The organism is Nonomuraea terrae (genome assembly GCF_044465245.1).
In the GTDB taxonomy this organism is placed as follows: domain Bacteria; phylum Actinomycetota; class Actinomycetes; order Streptosporangiales; family Streptosporangiaceae; genus Nonomuraea; species Nonomuraea terrae.
Genome location: NZ_JBITLL010000002.1, coordinates 1,133,384 through 1,155,308 on the forward strand (window position 1 = coordinate 1,133,384; position 21,925 = coordinate 1,155,308).

General features: G+C 71.7%; 24 protein-coding genes. 8 read left to right on the top strand and 16 right to left on the bottom strand.

The features are described from left to right. Positions 1-2 precede the first annotated feature (2 nt). The 5 genes from mshC to ACIBP6_RS11700 are packed head-to-tail and all read right to left on the bottom strand — an operon-like array spanning position 3 to position 3,928. Positions 3-1,232, bottom strand: coding sequence for a cysteine--1-D-myo-inosityl 2-amino-2-deoxy-alpha-D-glucopyranoside ligase (gene mshC / locus ACIBP6_RS11680; RefSeq protein ID WP_397051518.1), 1,230 nt, complete (start codon positions 1,230-1,232; stop codon positions 3-5). Positions 1,233-1,236: 4 nt separating this feature from the next. Continuing rightward, the gene (locus ACIBP6_RS11685) at positions 1,237-1,887 is read right to left on the bottom strand and encodes an NRDE family protein (protein WP_397051218.1); all 651 of its coding nucleotides are present in this window, start codon (positions 1,885-1,887) and stop codon (positions 1,237-1,239) included. A 32-nt stretch (positions 1,888-1,919) separates the two neighbouring features. Then, positions 1,920-2,633, bottom strand: coding sequence for an SCO1664 family protein (locus ACIBP6_RS11690; protein WP_246075058.1), 714 nt, complete (start codon positions 2,631-2,633; stop codon positions 1,920-1,922). Between the two features lie 50 nt (positions 2,634-2,683). Continuing rightward, positions 2,684-3,232 carry a DUF3090 domain-containing protein gene (locus ACIBP6_RS11695; RefSeq protein ID WP_397051220.1) on the bottom strand — a complete coding sequence of 183 codons (549 nt, stop codon included), beginning with the start codon at positions 3,230-3,232 and terminating at the stop codon, positions 2,684-2,686. 9 nt (positions 3,233-3,241) lie between these two features. Then, entirely contained in the window at positions 3,242-3,928 is a 687-nt protein-coding gene (locus ACIBP6_RS11700; protein ID WP_397051222.1) for an MSMEG_4193 family putative phosphomutase, read from the bottom strand. 64 nt (positions 3,929-3,992) lie between these two features. On the opposite strand from ACIBP6_RS11700, the gene ACIBP6_RS11705 reads away from it, so the two are divergent. Both ACIBP6_RS11705 and ACIBP6_RS11710 read left to right on the top strand, forming a co-directional pair. Then, positions 3,993-4,940: an aldo/keto reductase gene (locus ACIBP6_RS11705; protein WP_397051223.1), complete on the top strand. Its 948-nt coding sequence runs from the start codon at positions 3,993-3,995 to the stop codon at positions 4,938-4,940. 133 nt (positions 4,941-5,073) lie between these two features. Then, a complete protein-coding gene (locus tag ACIBP6_RS11710) occupies positions 5,074-5,946 on the top strand; it encodes a hypothetical protein (protein WP_397051225.1) in 873 nt (290 codons plus the stop codon). Positions 5,947-6,036: 90 nt separating this feature from the next. Here the strand turns inward: ACIBP6_RS11710 and fabI are convergent, their stop codons facing one another. Together fabI and ACIBP6_RS11720 are read right to left on the bottom strand one after the other, a co-directional pair. Next, positions 6,037-6,801 carry an enoyl-ACP reductase FabI gene (gene fabI / locus ACIBP6_RS11715; RefSeq protein ID WP_397051227.1) on the bottom strand — a complete coding sequence of 255 codons (765 nt, stop codon included), beginning with the start codon at positions 6,799-6,801 and terminating at the stop codon, positions 6,037-6,039. Position 6,802: 1 nt separating this feature from the next. Further along, on the bottom strand, positions 6,803-7,498 hold the full coding sequence (locus ACIBP6_RS11720; RefSeq protein ID WP_132615548.1) for a beta-ketoacyl-ACP reductase: 696 nt from the start codon (positions 7,496-7,498) through the stop codon (positions 6,803-6,805). A 77-nt stretch (positions 7,499-7,575) separates the two neighbouring features. Here ACIBP6_RS11720 and ACIBP6_RS11725 point away from each other — a divergent pair, with 77 nt between their 5' ends. Together ACIBP6_RS11725 and ACIBP6_RS11730 are read left to right on the top strand one after the other, a co-directional pair. Beyond that, positions 7,576-9,069: a TldD/PmbA family protein gene (locus ACIBP6_RS11725; protein ID WP_397051229.1), complete on the top strand. Its 1,494-nt coding sequence runs from the start codon at positions 7,576-7,578 to the stop codon at positions 9,067-9,069. Then, complete coding sequence (locus ACIBP6_RS11730; protein ID WP_397051231.1) at positions 9,066-10,469, top strand: metallopeptidase TldD-related protein; 1,404 nt, start codon at positions 9,066-9,068, stop codon at positions 10,467-10,469. The genes ACIBP6_RS11725 and ACIBP6_RS11730 overlap by 4 nt, the downstream gene beginning before the upstream one ends. Before the next feature lie 12 nt (positions 10,470-10,481). On the opposite strand, the gene ACIBP6_RS11735 is transcribed toward ACIBP6_RS11730, so the two are convergent. Together ACIBP6_RS11735 and ACIBP6_RS11740 are read right to left on the bottom strand one after the other, a co-directional pair. Further along, entirely contained in the window at positions 10,482-10,772 is a 291-nt protein-coding gene (locus ACIBP6_RS11735; protein ID WP_397051233.1) for a hypothetical protein, read from the bottom strand. A 135-nt stretch (positions 10,773-10,907) separates the two neighbouring features. Continuing rightward, entirely contained in the window at positions 10,908-11,120 is a 213-nt protein-coding gene (locus ACIBP6_RS11740) for a dodecin (RefSeq protein ID WP_132615545.1), read from the bottom strand. 99 nt (positions 11,121-11,219) lie between these two features. On the opposite strand from ACIBP6_RS11740, the gene ACIBP6_RS11745 reads away from it, so the two are divergent. Further along, a complete protein-coding gene (locus ACIBP6_RS11745) occupies positions 11,220-11,534 on the top strand; it encodes a DUF3099 domain-containing protein (RefSeq protein ID WP_132615544.1) in 315 nt (104 codons plus the stop codon). A gap of 303 nt (positions 11,535-11,837) precedes the next feature. On the opposite strand, the gene ACIBP6_RS11750 is transcribed toward ACIBP6_RS11745, so the two are convergent. The 4 genes from ACIBP6_RS11750 to ACIBP6_RS11765 all read right to left on the bottom strand — a co-directional run bounded on the left by ACIBP6_RS11750 (position 11,838) and on the right by ACIBP6_RS11765 (position 14,674). Further along, positions 11,838-12,095: a DUF6457 domain-containing protein gene (locus ACIBP6_RS11750; RefSeq protein ID WP_397051236.1), complete on the bottom strand. Its 258-nt coding sequence runs from the start codon at positions 12,093-12,095 to the stop codon at positions 11,838-11,840. 42 nt (positions 12,096-12,137) lie between these two features. Then, complete coding sequence (gene moaA, locus ACIBP6_RS11755; RefSeq protein WP_397051238.1) at positions 12,138-13,127, bottom strand: GTP 3',8-cyclase MoaA; 990 nt, start codon at positions 13,125-13,127, stop codon at positions 12,138-12,140. Positions 13,128-13,287: 160 nt separating this feature from the next. Then, positions 13,288-14,265 carry a hypothetical protein gene (locus tag ACIBP6_RS11760; RefSeq protein WP_397051240.1) on the bottom strand — a complete coding sequence of 326 codons (978 nt, stop codon included), beginning with the start codon at positions 14,263-14,265 and terminating at the stop codon, positions 13,288-13,290. A gap of 46 nt (positions 14,266-14,311) precedes the next feature. Further along, entirely contained in the window at positions 14,312-14,674 is a 363-nt protein-coding gene (locus ACIBP6_RS11765; RefSeq protein WP_397051242.1) for a winged helix-turn-helix transcriptional regulator, read from the bottom strand. 120 nt (positions 14,675-14,794) lie between these two features. Between ACIBP6_RS11765 and ACIBP6_RS11770 the strand changes: the two genes are divergently transcribed. Continuing rightward, positions 14,795-15,436 carry an NAD(P)-dependent oxidoreductase gene (locus tag ACIBP6_RS11770; RefSeq protein ID WP_397051244.1) on the top strand — a complete coding sequence of 214 codons (642 nt, stop codon included), beginning with the start codon at positions 14,795-14,797 and terminating at the stop codon, positions 15,434-15,436. A 323-nt stretch (positions 15,437-15,759) separates the two neighbouring features. On the opposite strand, the gene ACIBP6_RS11775 is transcribed toward ACIBP6_RS11770, so the two are convergent. The 3 genes from ACIBP6_RS11775 to ACIBP6_RS11785 all read right to left on the bottom strand — a co-directional run bounded on the left by ACIBP6_RS11775 (position 15,760) and on the right by ACIBP6_RS11785 (position 19,609). After that, positions 15,760-16,254: a hypothetical protein gene (locus ACIBP6_RS11775; RefSeq protein WP_397051245.1), complete on the bottom strand. Its 495-nt coding sequence runs from the start codon at positions 16,252-16,254 to the stop codon at positions 15,760-15,762. A gap of 153 nt (positions 16,255-16,407) precedes the next feature. Next, positions 16,408-17,682, bottom strand: a complete 1,275-nt coding sequence (locus ACIBP6_RS11780; RefSeq protein WP_397051247.1) for a hypothetical protein — start codon at positions 17,680-17,682, stop codon at positions 16,408-16,410. 88 nt (positions 17,683-17,770) lie between these two features. Then, positions 17,771-19,609: an AMP-dependent synthetase/ligase gene (locus ACIBP6_RS11785; protein ID WP_397051249.1), complete on the bottom strand. Its 1,839-nt coding sequence runs from the start codon at positions 19,607-19,609 to the stop codon at positions 17,771-17,773. A 139-nt stretch (positions 19,610-19,748) separates the two neighbouring features. Between ACIBP6_RS11785 and ACIBP6_RS11790 the strand changes: the two genes are divergently transcribed. Together ACIBP6_RS11790 and ACIBP6_RS11795 are read left to right on the top strand one after the other, a co-directional pair. After that, entirely contained in the window at positions 19,749-21,230 is a 1,482-nt protein-coding gene (locus tag ACIBP6_RS11790; RefSeq protein ID WP_397051251.1) for a peptide MFS transporter, read from the top strand. 10 nt (positions 21,231-21,240) lie between these two features. Continuing rightward, entirely contained in the window at positions 21,241-21,849 is a 609-nt protein-coding gene (locus tag ACIBP6_RS11795; RefSeq protein WP_397051253.1) for a trimeric intracellular cation channel family protein, read from the top strand. Positions 21,850-21,925: the final 76 nt, after the last annotated feature.

Consider the following 21,925-nt stretch of genomic DNA (forward strand, 5'->3'; position numbering starts at 1 on the left):
CGTCAGAGGGCGACGCCGAGCAGGGCGTCGGCCAGGTCCTTCACCAGAGCGGGGGCGGCCGGGTCGGAGCCCTGCCCCGCCAGCGCCTGCTCGACCCAGGAGTCGATCGCGGCCAGCGCGCCCGGCGCGTCGAGGTCGTCGGCCAGCCGCTCGCGCACCCGGGCGGACAGCTCCTCGGCGGGCGGCGCGGCGGCGAGCGCGACGGCCGAGCGCCACCGCGCGAGCCTGCGCTCGGCCTCGGCCACCAGGCCGGGGGTGTACTCCCAGTCGGCCCGGTAGTGGTGGGCCAGCAGCACCAGCCGCACCGCCATCGGGTCGTGCTCCTGGCGCAGCTTGGAGACGAAGACGAGGTTGCCCTTGGACTTCGACATCTTCTCGCCGTCGAGCCCGACCATCCCGGCGTGCGTGTAGAACTTCGCGAACGGCCACTCCCCCGTCGCCGCGTGCCCTTCGGAGGCGCCGCACTCGTGGTGGGGGAACGTCAGGTCGGAGCCGCCGCCCGCCACGTCGAAACCTCCGCCCAGGTTGTCCAGGGCGATCGCGGTGCACTCGATGTGCCAGCCGGGCCTGCCGCGCCCGAGCGGCGACTCCCAGGCGGGCTCGCCGGGACGCTCGGCCCGCCACAACAGCCAGTCGAGCGGGTGGCGCTTGCCCGGCCGGTCGGGGTCGCCGCCGCGCTCGGCGAACAGCGCCAGCATCTCCTGCTCGTCGTAGCCGGACACCTGGCCGTACTTGGGGGCGTCGGCCACGCTGAAGTAGACGTCGCCGTCGAGGACATACGTGACGCCCTTGGCGGCCAGCTGGGAGATCAGGTCGGCGACCCGGCCGACGACCTCGGTGACCGCGACGTACTCGCGGGGCGGCACGATCCGGAGGGCCTCCATGTCGCTCCGGAACAGCTCGATCTCCCGCTCGGCCAGCTCCTGCCAGTCGACGCCGGTCTGCTCGGCCCGCTCCAGCAGCGGGTCGTCGACGTCGGTGGCGTTCTGCGTGTAATGCACCTCGTGTCCGGCGTCGCGCCACAGCCGACCCACGAGGTCGAAGGCCAGGTAGGTGTTGGCGTGGCCGAGGTGGGTGGCGTCGTAGGGGGTGATGCCGCAGACGTACATGCGCGCGGTGGGCCCGGGATCGGTCTGCCGCACCTGCTTGGCCGACGTGTCGTAGAGACGCAGCGGAACGCTCTCACCTGGGAGCTTGGGGATGTTGGGGGCAGACCACGATCTCATGCCAATGAGCCTATCCGTCCAGATTCGCCGTCAGGTCGGCGAACTCGTACGTCACGCCCTCAGGCGTGATCGCGACCTCCATGGCCGACAGGGACGCGAAAACGCGGCCGTCGGGCAGTTCGTGCCGGATGATGAGCGCGGCCCGGTCGGAGGACGGCCGCTCCTTGATCAGCTCGCCCCACGCGGCCGCCTCGCGGAAGCGCGGCAGGTACGCCACCACCCGCTCGCTGCCGGGGTCGAAACCCGAGTTGACGACCATGCTGGTGCCCTCGGGCAGCTCGGAGACGGCCAGGCGCTCGCCGTCCCAGCTGAACAGCCGCACCCGCGCCAGGTCACCGACCACCAGGTGGAACGGGTCGTAGTGGGTCAGGTCGGTGTCGGGCATCTCCCCCGTGTACGCCGCCCGCAGCGCCAGGTCGCCCCGCGAGACCTTGGTCGTCTCGTTCGCGGGGGTGCCGTGCCCGTTCAGCAGCGCCGCGGCGCGACGGGCCGCCGGGTTGACGGCCAGCCAGGTGCCGCCGGCCTTGAGGTCGCGTCCGCCGATCAGGCCCGGGTACTCCGGCCAGTGCTCGCCGGGCCCCTCCCAGGGGCGGTCGGTGAACTCGTCTCTCACCCCGAGGAACGTGAGCGGCCGCCCGGTCCTCACGATCAGCGTGCACATGGGCAAAGCGTAATCTACGTGTTCGGGATGAATCAGATGGGGGGCCAGGGTACGGCCGGCCACCCCTCCGACGGGTACGGATGCACTCCCGTGTCGAGCAGCCGCCTGACCCGCCGCCACGTGGCCTCGACCTCCGCCAGCGTCAGCAGCTCGCGCAGCCGCCGCCCCAGGGAGCCCGACTCGATGTCGCGCTCCAGCTTGGCCAGCACCGCCACCGCCTCGCGGGCCAGCGGCTTGCCGCGCCACTGCCACAACACCGTGCGGAGTTTGTCCTCGACGGCGAAGCAGACGCCGTGGTCGACGCCGTACACGTGGCCGGTGGGCAGCGGCAGCAGGTGACCGCCCTTGCGGTCGGCGTTGTTGATCACCGCGTCGAACACCGCCATCCGGCGCACCACCGGGTTGCGGCTCCTGACCAGCCGCATGAGGTCGATCTCCCGCTCGGTGTCGATCCACAGCTGGCACATGCCGGGGCCGAAGGGGCCGTCGCGGTAGACCGTGGGCGGCACGACGCGCCAGCCGGTCGCCTGCGAGACCTCGAACGCGGCCACCTCGCGCGCGGCGAGGGTGCCGTCGGGGAAGTCCCACAGCGGGCGCTCGCCGCGTACGGGCTTGTAGACGCAGGCCGCCTTGCGGTCGCCCAGCGTGACGGAGCAGTAGAGGGTCATGTTGGTCGCCTCGACCAGGCGGCCCGCGACCTCCAGGCTGCCGTCGCGCAGCAGCGTGAGCGCCTCGTCGTCACGCATGGTCTGAGGCGGGGCTGGGGGCTTGATGGCCGGTTCGCTCTCGGGAGCGGTCATGAAGCCGCCTCACCCCCGCGGTAGCCGTTGAGTCGGACGCAGACATGCCCGGCCGCGTCGAGCGGCTGGCCGCACAGGGGGCAGGGCGGCCGGCCCGCGGCGACGATCTTGAGAGCGCGCTGGGTGAACGCGCGTGCGGCGCCCGCGCTGATGCGCACGCGCAGCACCGCGGGGTCGGCGTCCTCGGCGTCGTCCTCGTCGATGACCTCCTGCGCCTCGATCACGACCTGCGACTTCTCGGCGTCCCAGGCCAGCGCCATGGTGCCCACCCGGAAGTCCTCCGAGACCGGCAGGTCGAGGGGACCGTCGTCGGCCAGGTCGGCGGGGGCCAGCGCGGGCACGTGAGCGGTGCCCCCGCTGAGGCGCAGCACCTCGTCGAGCAACTCGTCCAGTCTGCCCGCCAGCGCCGCGACCTGCAATTTCTCCAGCGACACCGTGGTCAGTCTGCCCTCGGCCCTGGCCTGCAGAAAGAAGTGCCGCGCGCCCGGCTGCCCGAGGGCGCCGGCGACGAACCTCTCCGGTGGGTCGTAGTCGAAGACCGGCATAGCCTGACCTTACGTGGTTCCTGATCCACCGCCGACGGCGGCATCGCTCCCGGTGATGTTTTCTCCCCCGTCTTTCTCCTCCGAATCCTCGGGGAGCTTCAATTCCCCCATATCGTTGATCCTGAGAACAAAGGGACGCAAGGGGGCATAGCGAATCACGGTGAGAGCGGCCGGATCGGCCGTTATCCGTTGAAAATGATCGAGATGGAGGCCCAGCGCGTCGGCCACGATCGCCTTGATCACGTCGCCGTGACTGCAGACCAGGTATACAGCCTTCTCCCCCAGGCGTTGATTCCACTCCCGGACGGCGGAGACCGCCCGGTGCTGCATCTCGGCCAGCGACTCCCCTTCCGGAAATGTCGCCGCGCTCGGGTGGGCCTGGACGACCTGCCACAGCGGGTCCTTGGCGAGTTCCTTCAGCGGCCGGCCGGTCCAGGTGCCGTAGCCGCACTCGATGAAACGCTCGTCGATCTGGACCTCGAGCTCGCGTCCGTCGGACACCGCCTGCGCCGTTTCCCTGCAGCGTTCCAGCGGACTGGAGACAATGGCGTCGAGCCCGACGCCCGCGATGCGCCCGGCGAGCGCGGCGGCCTGCGCCCGGCCCGCGTCGCTCAGATGCACCCCTGGGGTGCGGCCGGCCAGCACCGGCCCGGTGAGGTCCGTCAGCCCATGGCGGGCCAGAAGCAACGTGGTCACCAAGCCAGTGTCGCAGGCGTCGATCACGACGTTTCATCGGCCCGGACGGTACCCTGGCGGGATCATGGAGCAGCGCTATGTCGGCCACAGCGGTCTGTCGGTGTCCCGGCTGGGGCTCGGCACGATGACCTGGGGCCGTGACACCGACGCGGACGAGGCCGCCGCCCAGCTCCGCACGTTCCTCGACACCGGCGGCACCCTCGTCGACACCGCCGACGTCTACACCGGCGGCGACGCCGAGCGGCTGCTCGGGCGGATGCTGCGCGACTCCGTGCCCCGCTCGGAGCTGGTCATCTCCACCAAGGCGGTGGTGACGCCGGCCGGTCGCCGGCCGCGCGACGCCTCCCGCCGCCATCTGATCGCCGCGGTCGACGCCTCGCTCAACCGCCTCGGGCTCGACCACGTCGACCTGTGGCAGCTGCACACCTACGACGACGAGGTGCCGCTGGAGGAGACCCTGGGCGCGCTCGACGCGATCGTCTCCTCGGGGCGGGCGGTGTACGCCGGCGTCTGCGACTACACCGGCTGGCAGCTGGCCGCCGCCGCGGTCGCCCAGAAGTCCGTGCCCGGCCGCATCCCGATCACCTCGGCGCAGGCCGAATACTCCCTGCTGGCCCGCGAGCCCGAGCGCGAGCTGCTGCCCGCCGCCGCCCACCTGGGGGTGGGCGTGCTGGCCTGGTCACCGCTGGGGCGCGGGGTGCTGACGGGCAAATACCGCACCGGCATCCCGGCCGACTCGCGCGCCGCGACGCCGCACTTCGCCGACTTCGTCCGGCCGTACCTCGACGAACGCAGCCGCCGGGTCGTCGAGTCGGTGACGACGGCCGCCGACGGGCTCGGCGTCACGCCGCTGGCGGTGGCCCTGTCGTGGGTGCGCGACCAGCCCGGCGTGGCCTCGGCGATCGTCGGGGCGCGTACGCACGCGCAGCTCAAGGGTGTGCTCCCGGCCGAGGACGTCGTGCTGCCGCGGGAGATCCGGGAGGCCCTCGACGATGTGTCGTCCCTTGACTGACTTAGAACCCGAGGCTCTCTCGCGTATCACTACTCGATACCGAATCGCAACTTTACCCGTCAAACGCCTGCGTCTGGCGTGCGTTGTCCATAAAGATTTCTCGTGGAGGCGACGCAGGAGGGGACGGGGACGGATGGGGAGCAGGACCGCGATCCCGGCTGGAGTTCTCGCGGTGGCCCTGGTGGCCGTCCCGATGGGGGCGCCGGCCGCGGCGGACGCGCAGGACTGCTCGCGCGAGGGAGGCTTGCTCTCGGGGGTGACCAACACGTTGTGCGACGTGGTCGACGTGGTCACGGGCACGGTCGACACCCTGACCGGCGGGGCGACCGACCAGCTGACCTCCGGCGTGGACAAGACGACCGACGAGGTGCTGGGCCGCGTGGGCGAGGTCGTGCCGACGACCAGGCCCTCGGCCACGCCGTCCGGCAGGGACACGCCCACGTCGCAGCCGTCAGCGAGGCAGGAGGAGCCGACGCGGACGGCGAAGCCCTCGCGCCCGACCCGCACGGCGCTGGTACCGGAGAACCTGGAGGACGTCTGCCGCGGGGTGCCGGCCTGCGTGGAGCACGGGATCGTGGACAAGCCGGCGCGCCGGCCGACGCCCTCTCCCGAGCGTACGAAGCGGCCCGGCAAGCAGCGCCAGGACGAACGCGACACCGCGGTGGTGCCGCCGCCCGTCACGACGCGGCCGGAGAGCCGGCCGCAGAGCATGGACACCCCGCGCCCGGTGCGTGAGAAGCGGGCCGACGCCGACAAGCCACGGGTCGACCTGTTGTGGCCCAACCCGTTCGCGCATGAGCTGAGCGTGCCGATGCAGGACCGCCGGGTCGTGCGTCCCACGCCGCCGGCCTCCGACGTGCTCGGCACGGTGCTGACGATCGCGCTGCTCGGCTCGGCGGTGCTGGCCACCCGGATCGTGCAGCAGCGCCGCCACCGTGCGGAGCCGGCGGAGTCGATCCCGTTCGAGCCCGCCCGCGCGGGCAACGGCCGCCACCGCCTGGCGTGAGCGCTTCACAAGACTGACGGGCGGCGCGCGCCCCCATGGCGCGCCGCCCACCCGGTGGGCGGCCCCGCCCGGGGACCGGCCCGCGCCGGCTCAGGCTCCGATGGCGTGGACGCCGCCGTCGACGTGGACGATCTCGCCCGTCGTGGCGGGGAACCAGTCGGACAGCAGCGCCACGCAGGCCTTCGCCGCCGGCAGCGTGTCGGACAGGTCCCAGCCCAGCGGGGCCTTGTCCGGCCAGCTGTCCTCGAACTCCTTGAAGCCCGGGATGGACTTGGCCGCCATGGTGCGCAGCGGGCCGGCCGCCACCAGGTTGACGCGGATGTTCTGCTTGCCCAGGTCGCGGGCGAGGTAGCGGCTGCAGGACTCGAGGCCCGCCTTGGCCACGCCCATCCAGTCGTAGACGGGCCAGGCCTTGGAGGCGTCGAAGTCGAGGCCGACGACCGCGCCGCCCTCCTTCATGAGCGGCAGGCAGGCCACGGCCAGCGACTTGAAGGAGTACGTCGAGACCTGCAGCGCGGTGGCGACGTCGTCCCACGAGGTGTTGAGGAAGTTGCCGCCCATCGCGGTCTGCGGGGCGAAGCCGATCGAGTGGACGACGCCGTCGAGCCCCTCGACGTGCTCGCCCACGCGGTCGGCCAGGGTGTCGAGATGGTCGGTGTTCTGGACGTCGAGCTCCAGCACCGGCGCGGGCTCCGGCAGGCGTTTGGCGATGCGCTCGACCAGGCTCAGCCGGCCGAACCCGGTCAGCACGACCGTGGCGCCCTCCTGCTGAGCCAGCTTGGCCACCGAGAACGCGATCGAGGCGTCGGTCAGGACGCCGGTCACGAGGATCCGCTTGCCTTCGAGAATGCCCATGTCAGTGCCCCATTCCGAGTCCGCCGTCGACCGGGATCACGGCCCCGGTGATGTAGGAGGCGTCGTCGCTCGCCAGGAACCGCACGACGCGCGCGACCTCCTCCGGGGTGGCCTGCCGCCCGAGCGGGATGTTGGCCACGATGGCCTCCGTGTCGAGCTCCGCGGTCATGTCGGTGGCCACGAAACCGGGCGTGACGACGTTGGCCGTGATGCCGCGCGAGCCGTACTCGCGGGCCAGGGAGCGGGCGAAGCCGATGAGGCCGGCCTTGGAGGCGGCGTAGTTGGTCTGGCCGGCCTGGCCGGTCACGCCGACGACGGAGGAGATGAGGATGATCCGGCCGCGCCTGAGCTTCATCATGGGCCGGATGGCCCGCTTGGCCACGCGGTAGGCGCCGGTCAGGTTGGTGTCGACGACGTCGGTGAAGGTCTCTTCCTTCATCATGGCCAGCAGGGTGTCCTTGGTGATGCCGGCGTTGGACACCAGCACCTCGACCGGGCCCTGCTCGGCCTCGACCTTGTCGAAGGCGGCCTCGACGTCGGCCATGCTGGTGACGTCGCAGCGCACGCCGAACAGGCCCTCGGGAGGCTCCCCCGATCGGTAGGTGACCGCGACGGCGTCGCCCGCCGCGGCGAGTTCACGGGCGATCGCGAGGCCTATGCCGCGATTGCCCCCGGTGACGAGTACAGAGCGTGCCATGACAATTGACGCTATCCCCTACCGGCGGGTATCCGCTTGTCCGGGTGACACAAGATCACAGGGTTAGGATCGTGGACATGCGCCAGATCGATCCCGACTTCCTGGAGCTGCCGCTGCGGCAGCTGGCGGACGCCGCCCTGCAACGCGCACGCGACCTCGGCGCCGAACACGCCGACTTCCGCCTCGAGCGCGTACGGGCGGAGACGCTGAGTCTCTACGATGCCCGGCTCGAAGGCGCCATGGACGCCGACGACCTGGGTTACGCCGTGCGCGTGGTGAAGGGCGGCACATGGGGGTTCGCCGCCGGCATCCACCTGACGCCCGAGGCGGCCGCGACGGTGGCCGAGCAGGCGGTGCGGGTGGCGGAGGTGAGCGCCCCGATCAACCGGGAGCCCATCGAGCTGGCGCCCGAGCCGGTGCACGCCGAGGCGGTGTGGGTGTCGGCGTACGACGTCGACCCGTTCGAGGTGGCGCAGGCCGACAAGGTGGGCCTGCTGGCCGACTGGTCGGCCGGGCTGCTGAAGGGCGCCGACCACGTCTCGGCCCGGCTGCTGCAGGTCAAGGAGCAGAAGTTCTACGCCGACACGGCCGGCACGGTGACCACCCAGCAGCGGGTGCGGGTCTACCCGAAGCTCAACGCGATGAAGGCGGCCGGCAGCGGTTTCGACGACATGTCGACGATCGCGCCGCCGGTCGGCCGCGGCTACGAATACCTGACCGGCACGGGCTGGGACTGGCAGGACGAGCTGGCCAGGCTGCCGGAGCTGCTGGCGGAGAAGCTGGCGGCGCCCTCGGTCGAGGCCGGCGACTACGACCTGGTGATCCACCCGTCCAACCTGTGGCTGACGATCCACGAGTCGATCGGCCACGCGACCGAGCTCGACCGCGCGCTCGGTTACGAGGCCGCCTACGCCGGCACCAGTTTCGCCACGTTCGACCAGCTGGGCGAGCTGGTGTACGGCTCGTCGCCGATGAACGTGACCGGCGACCGCACGGTCACCCACGGCCTGGCCACGATCGGCTACGACGACGAGGGCGTGCAGGGGCAGAGCTTCGACGTCATCCGCGACGGCGTCCTGGTGGGCTACCAGCTCGACCGGCGGATGGCGCTGATGAAGGGGTTCGGGCGCTCCAACGGGTGCGCGTTCGCCGACTCGCCCGGCCACATGCCCATCCAGCGCATGGCCAACGTGTCGCTGGTGCCGGCGCCCGGCGGGCCCTCGACCGACAAGCTGATCGCGGGCGTCGAGCGCGGCATCTACATCGTCGGCGACAAGAGCTGGTCGATCGACATGCAGCGCTACAACTTCCAGTTCACCGGGCAGCGGGCGTACAAGATCTCCCATGGGCGGCTGGCGGGGCAGGTCAGGGACTTCGCCTACCAGGCGACGACGACCGACTTCTGGCAGTCGATGGAGGCGGTCGGCGGGCCGCAGACGTACGTGCTGGGGGGCGCCTTCAACTGCGGCAAGGGGCAGCCCGGGCAGGTCGCGCCGGTGAGCCACGGCTGCCCGTCGGCGCTGTTCCGCGACGTGCGGATTCTCAACACGGTGCAGGAGGGCGGGAAATGAGCGGGCTGTCGGTGCGGACCTCCGCGCAGCAGACGGTGGAGCGGGCGCTGGAGCTGTCGCGCAACGACGCCTGCGTGGTGCTCGTGGACGAGGGCTCCACGGCCAACCTGCGCTTCGCGGGCAACACGCTGACCACCAACGGGGTGGCCCGCTCGGCGCAGCTGACCGTGATCTCGATCGCGGGCCAGGGCGTCGGGGTGGTGTCGCGGGCCGCCGTACGTCCCGACCAGCTGGCCGACGTGGTGGCGGCGGCCGACGCCGCGGCGCGCGCGGCCAGGCCCGCCGAGGACGCCCGCCCGCTGGTCGAGGCCGGCGCCGCGTCGCCGCACTGGGACGACGAGGTACGCCCGACCGACATCGGGGTGTTCGAGCGGTTCGCGCCCGCGCTCGGCGAGGCGTTCGCCGCCGCCGAGGCGGGTGGCACGAGGCTGTACGGCTTCGCCGAGCACTCGCTGACCTCCACCTTCCTCGGCACGTCGACGGGCGTGCGGATGCGTCACGACCAGCCGGCCGGGCGGCTCGAGGTCAACGCCAAGTCGGCCGACCTGAAGCGCTCGGCGTGGACGGGCGTGTCCACGCGTGACTTCACCGACGTCGACGTGGCCGCGCTCGGCTCGTCGCTGGCGCAGCGGCTGGAGTGGGCCAAGACGCGGGTCGACCTGCCCGCGGGGCGCTACGAGACGCTGCTGCCGCCGAGCGCGGTGGCCGACCTGATGATCTACCTGTTCTGGTCGGCGGGGGCCAGGGACGCGCTCGACGGGCGTTCGGTGTTCTCCAAGCCGGGCGGCGGCACGCGGGTGGGCGAGCAGCTGGCCACGCTGCCGGTGACGCTGTCGAGCGACCCGGGCGCCGAGGGCATCGCGTGCCCGCCGTTCGTGACGGCGCACGCCTCCAGCAGGGAGAGCTCGGTGTTCGACAACGGGCTGCCGCTGGCGCCGACCGACTGGATCAGGGACGGCCGCCTGGAGGCGCTGCTGCAGACCCGCTACTCGGCCGAGCTGAGCGGGCTGCCGGTGACCCCGGCCATCGACAACCTCATCATGCGGGGGCCGGGCGGCGGGCCGTCGCCGTCGCCGTCGCTGGAGGAGATGATCGCCTCGACGCGGCGCGGCCTGCTGGTCACCTGCCTGTGGTACATCCGCGAGGTCGACCCGCAGACCCTGCTGGTGACCGGGCTGACCCGCGACGGCGTCTACCTGGTCGAGCACGGCGAGGTCGTGGGCGAGGTGAACAACTTCCGCTTCAACGAGAGCCCGGTCGACCTGCTGGGGCGGGTGACGGAGGTGGGCGCGAGCGAGCGCACGCTGCCCCGCGAGTGGAACGACTACTTCCAGCGCACGATCATGCCGGCCGTCCGCGTGCCCGACTTCAACATGTCCACGGTCAGCCAGGCCAGCTGACCCGCGGCAGGTTCAGCAGGGCCGGTGGCGTTGCGCTCCGCCGGATTCGGCGGTGAGCCGGCGCGTCGGCCCGCGCACCGCCGCGGGCCACGGGGTGCCGGTCAGCCGCCGGACGTGCGCCTCGTTCGCGGTGGCGACCTGCCCCGCGGCGTAGCTCAGCGACCGGCGCCGGCGGACGCGGTGGCGGTGCCGCGCGCTCACCAGGTGGGCGGTGGCGGCGTTCAGGTGCGGACGACCGACTGACGCGGGGCCGCCGGTGAGGTCGACGTCGGAGCGGCGCCTCAGGGCGATCGACCGCCGCACGGTGGCGGCGTGGTCGAGGAGCGGCCGGTGCCGCCGGTCGGCCGCTCTGTCAGGGCCCAGGCCGCTCCTGTGCGTCGCGCGGCCCGCGGGCGGATCCGTGGGGCGGCTGCGGGCCCGCGGGCGTTCTCGTGGGCGTCAGGCGTCTTCCAGGCGGAAGCCCACCTTCATGCCGACCTGGATGTGGGCGACCTCACCCGACTCGATGTGCCCGCGGATCTCCGTCACCTCGAACCAGTCCAGGTGCCGCAGCGTCTGCGAGGCCCGCCGCAGGCCGTTGCGGATGGCCTCGTCGACGCTCTCCTCCGACGTGCCCACGATCTCGGTGACCCGGTACGTACGATCCGTCATCTCCCCGTCCTCCCTTGCCGAAGGGCCATGATCGCATGACCCCGTGCCCGCTCCGGGGCGCGGTGGCGACCACCATCCCCTGGGTCTACCGTGGAAGGTATGAAGGGGTGGCGCAAGAAGCCGGACGTCCACCAGGTGACGGACGCCAAGCCGTCGCTGACCGACGACATTCGCAGGCGTGAGATCAGCTACCTCATCAAGATGGGGATCCGCACGATCTGCCTGATCCTGGCGGTCGTGGTGCCCGTTCCGTGGCCCTACCGCATGCTGTTCATCGCCGCTGCGGTCTTTTTGCCATACATAGCCGTAATCGGGGCCAACGAGAGGGGCGAACCCGCCCCGCCGCAGACCTTTCAGTCGCCTGAGGCTAACCAAACCGAGATACCGCTGCACCGACGCGAGATCGGGTCGTGACTAAGTCTTGACGCATCCCATGGGTTGTAGGTGTACGCTTTAGCCAAGCGCTCCGGTCCCCCGTCGGAGCGCTGGTGCCGGCGTTCCGGGCCCCCGTCGGAACGCCGATGAAGCGACGCCGGGTGGTTTGCCCCCGTAACCACCCGGCGTCGCCCTTTTCCCGTGACTTTTCGATCAGCCACCGGGCTTGCCGGCCCAGTCGGATAGGGCCGCTTTCCCGAAATCGTTTACACTCACCCCCGCCCCGATATTCACAGGAAAACCTCAGGCGGGGGCGGCTTGACTTCGGCAGTTCGCTCGGTGTCAGCTGTCAGTCAAGGTCTCTTCGGTGGCCTGCCCCCAGTTGTTCGCCAGCGCCACGATCCGCTCCACGGCGTCCTCGGAGGCCGTTCCCGACCCCTGGGCGAGCCCCACCAGGTACGCCGTCAGCGGCGCGGCCGGGCGGGCGACGTTGTGGGCGACCTCCTTGGTGAGGTCGAGGATCTTGTCGCGGTCCACCCGGGCCGGGTCGATGCCCAGTTCCTTGCAGGCCAGGTTCGTCCATTCGTTGAGCACGTGCATACGAGTCTCCTCAGATCGTCGATGGTGTCGCGCGGGGAGTCGTCAGCCGCCGATGGCGGACATGGGGCGGGACGGCTGCAGGAAGGACGGGTCGTCGATGCCGTGCCCCGCGCGCTTGCGCGCCACCGCCGCGATCCACCGCTCGGCCAGCTCCTCGTCGGAGGCGCCCGCGCGCATCGCCGTCTTCAGGTCGGACTCCTCGGTCGCGAACAGGCAGTTGCGCACCTGGCCGTCGGCGGTGAGCCGGACGCGGTCGCACGAGCCGCAGAACGGCCGCGTCACCGAGCCGATCACGCCCACCCTGGCGGGCCCGCCGTCGACCAGGAACCGCTCGGCGGGGGCGCTGCCGCGGTCTTCCAGGTCGTCGGCCGCGAGATCGAAGTCGGCGGACAGGAGCTGGAGGATCTCGTCGGCGGTGACCATCTCGTCGCGGCTCCAGCCGTGCTGGGCGTCGAGCGGCATCTGCTCGATGAAGCGCAGCTCGTAGCCCTGCTCGAGGCACCAGCGCAGCAGCGGCACGGCCTCGTGGTCGTTGACGCCGCGCATCAGCACCGTGTTGACCTTCACGGGACGCAGCCCCGTGCGGTCGGCGGCGGCGAGGCCGGCGATCACGTCGGCGTGCCGGTCACGGTGGGCGAGCCGCTTGAACGTGGCGGGGTCGAGGGTGTCGAGCGAGACGTTGACGCGGTCGAGGCCGGCGTCGGCCAGTGACTCGGCCAGGCGGGCCAGGCCGATGCCGTTCGTGGTCAGCGAGACCTGCGGCCGGGGCTCCAGCGCCGTGGTGCGGGCCACGATGTCGACGAGCTCACGCCGCAGGAGGGGCTCGCCGCCGGTGTAGCGGACCTCGGTGACGCCGAGCCGCTCGACGCCGATCGTCACGAGGCGGACGACCTCGTCGGCCGTCAGGAGCTGGGCGTTCGGCAGCCAGTCGAGGCCCTCGGGAGGCATGCAGTACGTACAGCGCAGATTGCACTTGTCGGTGAGGGACACCCGCAGATCCGTCGCCACCCGTCCGAACGAGTCTCGCAACATGGGGCGTCACCTCCTGTTCGTTCGCCAGAGCGCCAGACTACGTCGGCCGACGTCCGGCGCGGGGAATCGGTTCCTCAGCCTCGACAACACATTGTCCCCTAGATCGATTCCTCATTACCGCGCGAATGCCTACTTTTCGCGACAGATCTCGTGGTCGGAGTCATGGTCCGGCCAGGGCGGCGTCGTCCACGGCGGCGTCGGCGTCCGTCCAGCCGCCCTCCGGCGGGTGGGCCAGGTGCCAGCGGACCGACTCGGCGACCCTGGTCTCGGGATCGCCGGGCGCCCACCCGAGGAGCCGCTCGGCGCGGGCCGAGGAGACCAGGAGATGCTGCGCCGGCGCGCCGGCCAGGGCGAGGTCGGGCGGGAGACGGTCGTCGGGTACGCGTTCCAGGCGGGTGCGGGAGCCGGCGGCGCGCAGGATCTGCTCGAACCAGACCCCGATCGGGACGGTCGTCGACTCGCCGAGATTGACCGCCAGGCCGTCGGCGGAGCGGATGTCCAGGGCCGCCAGCACACCGGTCGCCATGTCGTCGACGTGGCCCCTGGTCCACAGGAGGTTGGCGGCGCCGACCGGGACGCGGTCGCGGCCGGCGCGGACCCGGCGCAGGATCGGCTCCTCCCTGCGCTGGTAGTCGTGGGGGCCGTACACGAAGGGCAGGCGCAGCACGACCGCGCCCCGATCCAGCCAGCGCGCCTCCACGTCGAGCTTCTCGTAGTCGTCGGGCACGCCGGGATAGCCCTTGCCGCGGTACGGGTAGCGTTCGCGGCGCAGCGGGGACTCCTCGGTGATCGGCACGGGCGACAGGCACTGGCCGGTCTGCAGGCCGGTGTACGCCTCGTAGACGTCCTGGCTCGACAGCACCACGGACGGCACCTGCGGCAGCACCGGCAGGACGGCGTCGACGTCGGCGCCGGTCAGCGCGAAGGTGTCGACCACCGCCTGCGGGGCGAAGTCCTTGATCTGGCCGGCGTGCCGGGCGAGGTCGTGGCGGTCGGTGCGCAGGTGGACGCCCGGCACGCCGGGATCGGAGCGTGCGGAGCCGCGATGGGCGATGAGAACCTGGTCGCCGCGCTCGGCGAGGCGTTCGGCGATGCGGCGGCCCAGGAACCAGGTGCCGCCGAGGATCAGCACTCTCATGCGGCCCACCCTGCCACTTCCGGGCCCGGCGGCGCGCCGCCCGCGCTCAGCCGGCCTGCCAGGAGGCGCGGGCGCGGGTCAGCTCGGCGAGATGCGCGCGCGACCAGGCGCAGCCGGCGTTCATCGGCTCGATGAGGCTGCGGCCGAGGTCGGTCAGCGCGTACTCGACGCGCGGCGGGATCTCGTCGTACGCCGTGCGGGTGAGCAGGCCGTCGCGTTCCATGGCGCGCAGGGAGGCGGTGAGGACCTTCGGGGTGATGCCGCGCAGCGGCGCCTGCAACTCGGTGAAGCGCCGGGGGCCGGACTCCAGGCAGCGGATGATCTTCGCGGTCCACTTGTCGCCGATGCGGACCGGCCCGCCGACCGGCGGACATCCGGCGAACATGTCGGGATCGAGCGGCTCGGGCATCCCGCCATCGTAGGCGCGGACCCTCCCTGGCGGGGGTCACTATCGTTGCGGAAAGCGACACACCGCCGCTTACGGTCTGCCGTGACGGCCGGACGGACCGGCCGCGGGACGGAGTGCGTGATGAGCGGCATCGTGGTGTTCGGCGCCGGCGGGCGGGCCGGGCGGCGGGTGGTCGCGACGGCGGCCAGGCGCGGGCACGAGGTGACGGCCGTGGTGCGTGACCCCGGCAGGCATCCCGATCTGGCCGGGGAGCGGGTGCGGGTCGTGGCCGGGGACGTCACCGACGCGGACAGCGTGGCCCAGGCGGCGGCGGGACACGACGTGGCGGTGCAGGTGGCGGCGCGGCTGGACGTGCCCGCGCGGGAGTTCTTCCCCGCGGCGGCCCGCGCGCTCGTGGACGGGCTGGCGCGGGCCGGGGTCTCCCGGCTGGTGGCGCTGGGCATCGGCTCGCTGCTGGAGGTGGCGCCGGGCATGCGGCTGGTGGACACTCCCGGCTTCCCGGCGGACGCGCGGGCGTTCTCGCTGGGGCACGCGGCGGAGCTGGAGGTGTTCGAGGGGTCGGCGCTCGACTGGGTGGTGATCGCGCCGCCGCCCGTGTTCCTGGACGCCGACGCGCCCGGGACGGGGCGGTACCGGGTCGGCGGGACGCGGGTGCCCGTCGAGGGCGACGCCGCCTTCTCGTACGCGGACGTGGCGGGGGCGATCGTGGACGAGGCGGAACGGCCCGCGCATCACCGGGTTCAGGTCGCGGTCTTCGGTTAGCCCTCCGCGGCTGGAGCCGGGGGTTCGCGACGGGCGGTGGTGCGTTGTTGCGGCGAAATACCGTGATGCCGGAAATTTCGCTAAATGGCGCGGGAAAACGTGCGTAATTGCAGGTCGGCCTGCAGATATGGCGAACGCCCGGCCGCGATGGCCGGGCGTTCTTTCTGCCGATCCAGGTGGTCGGCCCGGTGGGTCGGTCCTGGTCGGGCCGATCCAGGAGGTCGGTCCAGGCAGGTCGGGCCGATCCAGGAGGGCCGATCCAGGAGGACCGGTTCGATGGGGCGACCCGTGGCGGGCCGGTCACGGCGGTCCGGGCTGGTGGGTCAGCGGCGGTGACCGATGACCTTGAGCCAGTCCGTGCCCTCCGACGGGGACAGCGACCTGGCGCCCTCGAAGACCGCGCGCCACGTGCCCGACGTGCGGGCGGGCACCTTCGTGCTGAAGTAGCCCTTGCCGCTCGTGCGGAGGGTGTCGACGTACTCCCACTTGCCGCTGCCGGCGGGCTGGAAGAGGATCACGATCCGCTTCCACGCCAGCCGGTGCCAGCGCTCCTGCTTCTTGCAGGTGTCGGCGTGGTGCACCGAGACGAGACCGCTGATGTAGTCGGCGTCGCACTGCACCGTGAGTTTGCCCGAGAGGGTGATGGGCTTGCCGCGCCAGGCGGGCTCGGGGCTCGCGTCGAGCTGGAGGCTGGTGCGGCCACCGGCGACATCCGGGTCGAGGCCCGGGTCGTCGGCGAGCGCGGGCGAGGCGGCGGTGGCCACCATCGTGGCGCCCAAAGCGGCGGCCGCGAGGCCGGCGGCTAGACGTCGCATCATCACTGCAGAATTCCTTCCCCGTGTGAGAACGCCCCCGAATCCGGGGACGTCAAACGCCAATGACGCGTAACAGTACGGAAAAGTTGCAATACGGCAGATCACGATTTAGCAACGAAGATTGATGCAACGCCCATTTGAATTGTGTTTATCGCCTTATTGAGTGATTTGGTGTGCTTTCGAGATGTCTGAGGCGTAGTGGGCGGTTCCGGAGTAGCGGACGCGCCAGTAGCCGCCGGTGCGACCCTTGACCGTGCCGGCGAACGCTCCGGCCGCGTCCGTCGTCGTCTCGCCCGCCTTCTCCCAGTCCGAGGACGTGTCAGGACGCCACAGCAGCTCCAGCCGCTGCCTGCCGAAGGGGCCGTAGTCGGTCAGGCCGCGCGGGTCCACACGGGTCAGGGACCCTCGCAGCCGTACGGCGTCCGTGCGGGGCGACTTCTCCACCCGCACCGACGAGAGCCTGGTCTCGCGCCGGAGCTCGAACGAGGCGTATTCCTTGATCGTCGCGCCGTTCGCGCCGGTGGCGGTCGCGGTGATCGTCCAGGTGCCCGCCGGGTAGTAGCGGGTGAGCCTCTTGTCCGGCAGGAAGCGCCAGGTCTGCCAGCCGTCCGCGACGCGGGCCGCGGCCGTGCGCCGGACCATGTGCGGCGGGAGCTGCGGCCGCTCCTGCGCGATGGCGCCGTCCTTGGAGGCCGGGGCGGGCTGCGGGTTCAGCGGCCGCCGGTCGTTCTGGCCCAGCGGCTGCGGGCCGAGCGGCTGCGGGTTGCGGGGCCGCGGCTCGGGCCAGTCCGGCACCCACGCGTACTGGGGCTCCGGCTCGACGGCCGGCGCCGCTCCCGGCTGCGGGAAGGTGTCCGGCCTGTCCGAGGTGTCCCGCGAGTCGGAGGTGTTCGGCGAGCCCGAGGTGTTCGGCGAGCCCGAGGTGTTCGGCGAGCCCGAGGTGTTCGGCGAGCCCGAGGTGTTCGGGGTGCCGGGGGGTGGTGTGGCGGCCGCGGCGGGGACGGGAGCCTGAGTGAAGCCGTGGCCCCTGCCCTGGGCCATCACCTGAGACGGCGGCCGGATCTGGCCGGGAACCTGGGCGGGCGCGTAGACGGACGACTGGGGCGGCGGCTGGATGGGCACCTGGACGGGCGGCTGCGTCGGGGCCGGCTGCACGTCCTGCGGCGCCGGCTGCTTGTCGGCCAGGACCGGCCCAGGAGGATCGCCCGGCTCCACCTTGACGGTGACGCCGTTCTTGCCCCGCGCCCCCCTGGCGATCACGTCGATCACGAGGCGGACGGAGCCTTGCGCGCCGACCACGGGCTGCTCGGGACGTACGGTGATGGAGCGGATTTCCGGCTCGGTCGCGGCGGCTGCCCAGGCGGCGGCCCCGGTCGCGGGCGCCGTGAGGGATCCCGCCGCGAGCGAGACGAGAAGAAGGCTTCTGGTCATGATCGAGACGGTAGGAACCGGTCGGTAATGACCACGGCCCCGACACGCGCCCCCATTGGCAAAGCCCCGCCGGAGCGCTCGCGGCCGGTCAGGAGTCGGTGTAGAGGGATTCGATGATGTCGGCGTACTTGGCGTGGATGACGCGGCGCTTGAGCTTGAGGCTCGGGGTCAGCTCCTCGGTCTCCGCGGTCCACTCCGTGCCGAGCAGCGCCCACTTCTTCACCTGCTGCACCCTCGCCAGCTTGGCGTTGGCCGCCTCCACCGCTGCCTCCACCTCCTTGAGGACGTCCGGGTGCTCGCTCAGCTCGGCCAGCGAGGCGAAGGTGATGCCGCGCGCCTGTGCCCAGCCGGGCGCGACCTCGCCGTCCAGGGTGAGCACGGCCACCGGGTGCGGCCGGTTGTCGCCGTAGGCGAGGGACTGCCCGATCAGCGGGTGCTCCTTGAGGTGGTTCTCGATCTCGGCGGGCGAGATGTTCTCCCCGCCGGCCGTGATGATCAGCTCCTTCTTGCGGTCGATCACCCGGTAGAAGCCGTCCTCGTCGACGGTGCCGATGTCTCCGGTGTGCAGCCAGCCGTCGGCGTCGATGAGCTCGGCGGTGGCCTCGGCGCGGTTGACGTAGCCGGCGGTGTTGAGCGGGCTGCGGGTGAGGATCTCGCCGTCCTCGGCGATGCGGACCTCGACGCCGGGCTCGGGCCTGCCGACACTGCCGAGGCGGTAGCAGGCGGGGCTGTTGGCGGTGAAGGCGCCGGTGGTCTCGGTCATGCCGTACACGTCGATGACCTTGAGGCCGAGGCCGGCGTAGAAGCGCTGCACCTCGGCGGGCAGCGGCGCGGCGCCGGTGGCGGTCCACTCGGCGCGGTCGAACCCGATCATGCCGCGGATGACCGACAGCAGCGCGGCGTCGGCCCGCTCGTACGCGGCCCTGATCTCGGGTGTGACGGTGTGGCCGTACTGGCCGGCCTCGACGTAGGCGACGCCGGCCTCCATGGCGCCGCGCACGGCGGCCTGCTGCTCCGGCGGCTGGGTGGCGAGGACGGCGAGCAGGCGGGCCATCATCTTCTCCCACACCCTCGGCACGCCGAAGAACATCATCGGCCGCACCTGCCCGAGCGTCGCGCCCAGGTTGGCCAGGTCGGTGCAGAAGTACACGTGGGAGGCCTTGACCAGGGGCAGGTAGAGGCTGAGGATGCGCTCGGCGATGTGCGCGTAGGTGAGGTAGGAGATCTGCGTGCCGCGTACGGGCAGCGAGGTCATCCGGTCGGTGGCGGCGACCTCGTAGAAGATGTTGGCGTGGGTGAGCGGGACGCCCTTGGGCGTGCCGGTGGTGCCCGAGGTGTAGAGCACGGTGGCCACGTCGCCGGCGGTGACCGCGCGCCAGCGCTCCTCGACCGCCGCCGGGTCCTCGGCGAGCCGGCGCCTGCCCAGGTCGAGGAAGTCGGCCCAGCTCATGAACCGCTCGCCGGCCGGCGCCCCCTCCAGCATGATGATCTTGCGCACGCCGTCCAGCCGGTCGAGCACCGGCTGCCAGCGGGCCAGGTCGGCGGGGCCGCCGAGCACCGCGTAGCGGGCGCCTACGTCGGAGACGACGAAGGCGATCTGCTCGGGCGCGAACGTGGAGTAGACCGTGCACCCCACGCCGCCCGCGTGCACGGCGCCGAGGTCGGCGAGGACGTGCTCGCTGCGGTTGACCATCATGAGCGCCACCGGCTCCCCCGGCCGCAGCCCGAGCGCGGCGAACGCGGCGGCGATCTCCAGGACGCGCGTGCGCGCCCGCCCGTAGGTGAGGGTGGCCCAGCCGCCGTCTTCCGGGTCGGAGTAGGCGGGTGCGTCGGAATGCTGCTCGGCGGCACGTCTGAGCTGCTCGCAGACGGTACGGCCCGAGATCTCCTGCTCGATCTCGGCACGAACTTCGAGGACTTCGGCCATGGCACCCGCCTCCGGTAATTCACTTGTATGAATTGCCTCGCATCGCACCACAGCCCCGGGGTAGCGGCAAGGGCCTTTGGCCTGAGCACTCGCAGGTCTCACATAAAGTGATCGATTAGTTACAGGACGGGGGTTGTGCATGAGTGACGGCGGTGGCAGGACGTTCTTCGGTCACCCACGAGGTCTGGCCACGCTGTTCGGCACCGAGATGTGGGAGCGGTTCTCCTGGTACGGCCTGCGGGCGATCCTCGCCACGTTCATGGCCGCGTCGCCGGCGAACCAGGGTCTCGGCCTGTCCGACGTGACGGCCCAGGCGGTCGTGGGCGTCTACGGGGCGCTCATCTACCTGGTGGCGCTGCCCGGCGGGTGGATCGCCGACCGCATCCTGGGCGCACGCAGGTCGGTGTTCTGGGGCGGGTTCATCATCATGCTGGGGCACATCAGTATGGCGATCCCGGTGACGACGCCGTTCTTCGTCTGGCTGGGGCTGGCGCTCATCATCACCGGCACGGGCCTGCTCAAGCCGAACATCTCCGTCATGGTCGGCCGGCTCTACCCCGAGGAGGACGACGGCCGCCGCGACGCCGGGTTCTCCCTGTTCTACCTCGGCATCAACCTCGGCGCCTTCTTCGCGCCGCTCGTGGTCGGCTGGCTGGCCGCAGGCGACCGCTGGCACCTCGGCTTCGGCGCGGCGGCGGTCGGCATGGCGCTGGGCCTCGCGCAGTACGTAGGAGGCAGGCGCCACCTGAGCGGCGTCGGCGAGCGCCCCGGCATGCGGCTGACGCCGGAGGAGCGGCGTCGCTTCGGCCGCCTGGCCGGCCTCGGCACGGCGCTGACGGTGGTCGCGCTCGCGGCGTGGGCGGCGACCGGCACGCTCACCATCGACCGGTTCACGGTGGCGGTCACGATCGTCATCCTCATCGTGCCGGTGGCGTACTTCGGCTACATCATGCTCGGCAGCCACGACCTGACGGACGACGAACGCATCCGGATGAAGGCGTACATGTGGCTGTTCGTGGCAGCCGCCGTCTTCTGGATGATCTACGACCTGGCGCCGAGCAAGCTGCTGTTCTTCGCCCGCGACCACACCGAGCTGTCGCTGTTCGGCGTCCCGATCCAGCCGGCCACGACGCAGGCGTTCAACCCGCTGTTCATCATGATCTTCGTGCCGGTGTTCGCCGCGCTGTGGGTGAAGCTGGGCACGCGGGTGAGCACGCCGCAGAAGTTCTCGTTCGCGCTGGTCATGGTGGGCCTGAGCTTCGTGGTCATGGCCGTGGCCGCGGCGCTGGCCGGGACCGGCCGGGTGTCGGTGTGGTGGCTGGTGCTGGTCTACCTCGTCCAGGTGTTCGGGGAGCTGTCACTGAGCCCGGTCGGGCTGTCGGTGACGGCGAAGCTGGCGCCCGAGGCGTTCAAGGGACAGATGCTCGGCCTGTGGTTCATCGCGGTGTCGGTGGGCGACGCGGTCGGCGGGCAGACCGGGCGGCTCGGCGAGGTGCTGTCCGAGCCGATGTACTACCTGCTGCTGGCCGCCCTCGCGGTGGTGGCGGGGATCGCGCTGTTCATGTTCACGCGGCGGCTGCGGGTGATGATGGCCGAGCACCACGAACCCGCCATGCGGTAGACCTTCCAGCGTGTTCCAACTTCTCGACCTCGCGGGCGTCTTCGTCTTCGCCCTGTCCGGGGCACTCATGGGGGTGCGCAAACGGCTCGACGTGGTCGGGATGGGCGTCCTGGCCGGGATGACCGCGCTCGGCGGCGGCGTCGTGCGCGACCTGATACTCAACGTGCGGCCGGCCGCCTTCCAGAGTCTCGGCTACGTGCTGGTGCCGGTGGCCGCGACGGTGATCGTCTTCTTCTGGCATCCGCACGTGGCCCGGGTGATGCCGGCCATCCTGGTGCTGGACGCGGCCGGGCTCGGCCTGTTCTGCGCCGTCGGCACGCAGAAGGCCATGGAGTACGGCCTCAGCCCGCTGCACGCGACGCTCCTCGGCGTCACGACCGCCGTGGGCGGGGGCATGCTCCGCGACATCCTGTCCGGGGAGATCCCCACGCTCCTGTACGACCGCCAGCTCTACGCCGTGCCCGCCCTGGTCGGCTCGGCGCTGATGGCGGGCCTGCACGCGTACGGGCTGCAGGGCTGGCCGGCGACCCTGGCGGCGGCGCTGCTGGCCTTCGGGCTGCGCATCGCGGCCATGCGCCGCAAGTGGCGGGCCCCGCTGGCCCGGGGCCTCGGCGACTGACTCGAACCCAGCGGCTCAGCCCAGCGGCTCACACCAGCGCTCGAACCGGTGGCTCAGACCGATGGCTCAGACCGGT

What these genes read in the sequence shown, in the direction of transcription:
- ACIBP6_RS11685 (WP_397051218.1), bottom strand. Translation starts at nt 1,887, where the DNA reads ATGTGCACGCTGATCGTGAGGACCGGGCGGCCGCTCACGTTCCTCGGG.
- ACIBP6_RS11690 (WP_246075058.1), bottom strand. Translation starts at nt 2,633, where the DNA reads ATGCGTGACGACGAGGCGCTCACGCTGCTGCGCGACGGCAGCCTGGAG.
- ACIBP6_RS11695 (WP_397051220.1), bottom strand. Translation starts at nt 3,232, where the DNA reads ATGCCGGTCTTCGACTACGACCCACCGGAGAGGTTCGTCGCCGGCGCC.
- ACIBP6_RS11705 (WP_397051223.1), top strand. Translation starts at nt 3,993, where the DNA reads ATGGAGCAGCGCTATGTCGGCCACAGCGGTCTGTCGGTGTCCCGGCTG.
- ACIBP6_RS11710 (WP_397051225.1), top strand. Translation starts at nt 5,074, where the DNA reads ATGGGGAGCAGGACCGCGATCCCGGCTGGAGTTCTCGCGGTGGCCCTG.
- fabI (WP_397051227.1), bottom strand. Translation starts at nt 6,801, where the DNA reads ATGGGCATTCTCGAAGGCAAGCGGATCCTCGTGACCGGCGTCCTGACC.
- ACIBP6_RS11720 (WP_132615548.1), bottom strand. Translation starts at nt 7,498, where the DNA reads ATGGCACGCTCTGTACTCGTCACCGGGGGCAATCGCGGCATAGGCCTC.
- ACIBP6_RS11725 (WP_397051229.1), top strand. Translation starts at nt 7,576, where the DNA reads ATGCGCCAGATCGATCCCGACTTCCTGGAGCTGCCGCTGCGGCAGCTG.
- ACIBP6_RS11730 (WP_397051231.1), top strand. Translation starts at nt 9,066, where the DNA reads ATGAGCGGGCTGTCGGTGCGGACCTCCGCGCAGCAGACGGTGGAGCGG.
- ACIBP6_RS11740 (WP_132615545.1), bottom strand. Translation starts at nt 11,120, where the DNA reads ATGACGGATCGTACGTACCGGGTCACCGAGATCGTGGGCACGTCGGAG.
- ACIBP6_RS11745 (WP_132615544.1), top strand. Translation starts at nt 11,220, where the DNA reads ATGAAGGGGTGGCGCAAGAAGCCGGACGTCCACCAGGTGACGGACGCC.
- ACIBP6_RS11750 (WP_397051236.1), bottom strand. Translation starts at nt 12,095, where the DNA reads ATGCACGTGCTCAACGAATGGACGAACCTGGCCTGCAAGGAACTGGGC.
- moaA (WP_397051238.1), bottom strand. Translation starts at nt 13,127, where the DNA reads ATGTTGCGAGACTCGTTCGGACGGGTGGCGACGGATCTGCGGGTGTCC.
- ACIBP6_RS11760 (WP_397051240.1), bottom strand. Translation starts at nt 14,265, where the DNA reads ATGAGAGTGCTGATCCTCGGCGGCACCTGGTTCCTGGGCCGCCGCATC.
- ACIBP6_RS11765 (WP_397051242.1), bottom strand. Translation starts at nt 14,674, where the DNA reads ATGCCCGAGCCGCTCGATCCCGACATGTTCGCCGGATGTCCGCCGGTC.
- ACIBP6_RS11770 (WP_397051244.1), top strand. Translation starts at nt 14,795, where the DNA reads ATGAGCGGCATCGTGGTGTTCGGCGCCGGCGGGCGGGCCGGGCGGCGG.
- ACIBP6_RS11775 (WP_397051245.1), bottom strand. Translation starts at nt 16,254, where the DNA reads ATGATGCGACGTCTAGCCGCCGGCCTCGCGGCCGCCGCTTTGGGCGCC.
- ACIBP6_RS11780 (WP_397051247.1), bottom strand. Translation starts at nt 17,682, where the DNA reads ATGACCAGAAGCCTTCTTCTCGTCTCGCTCGCGGCGGGATCCCTCACG.
- ACIBP6_RS11785 (WP_397051249.1), bottom strand. Translation starts at nt 19,609, where the DNA reads ATGGCCGAAGTCCTCGAAGTTCGTGCCGAGATCGAGCAGGAGATCTCG.
- ACIBP6_RS11790 (WP_397051251.1), top strand. Translation starts at nt 19,749, where the DNA reads ATGAGTGACGGCGGTGGCAGGACGTTCTTCGGTCACCCACGAGGTCTG.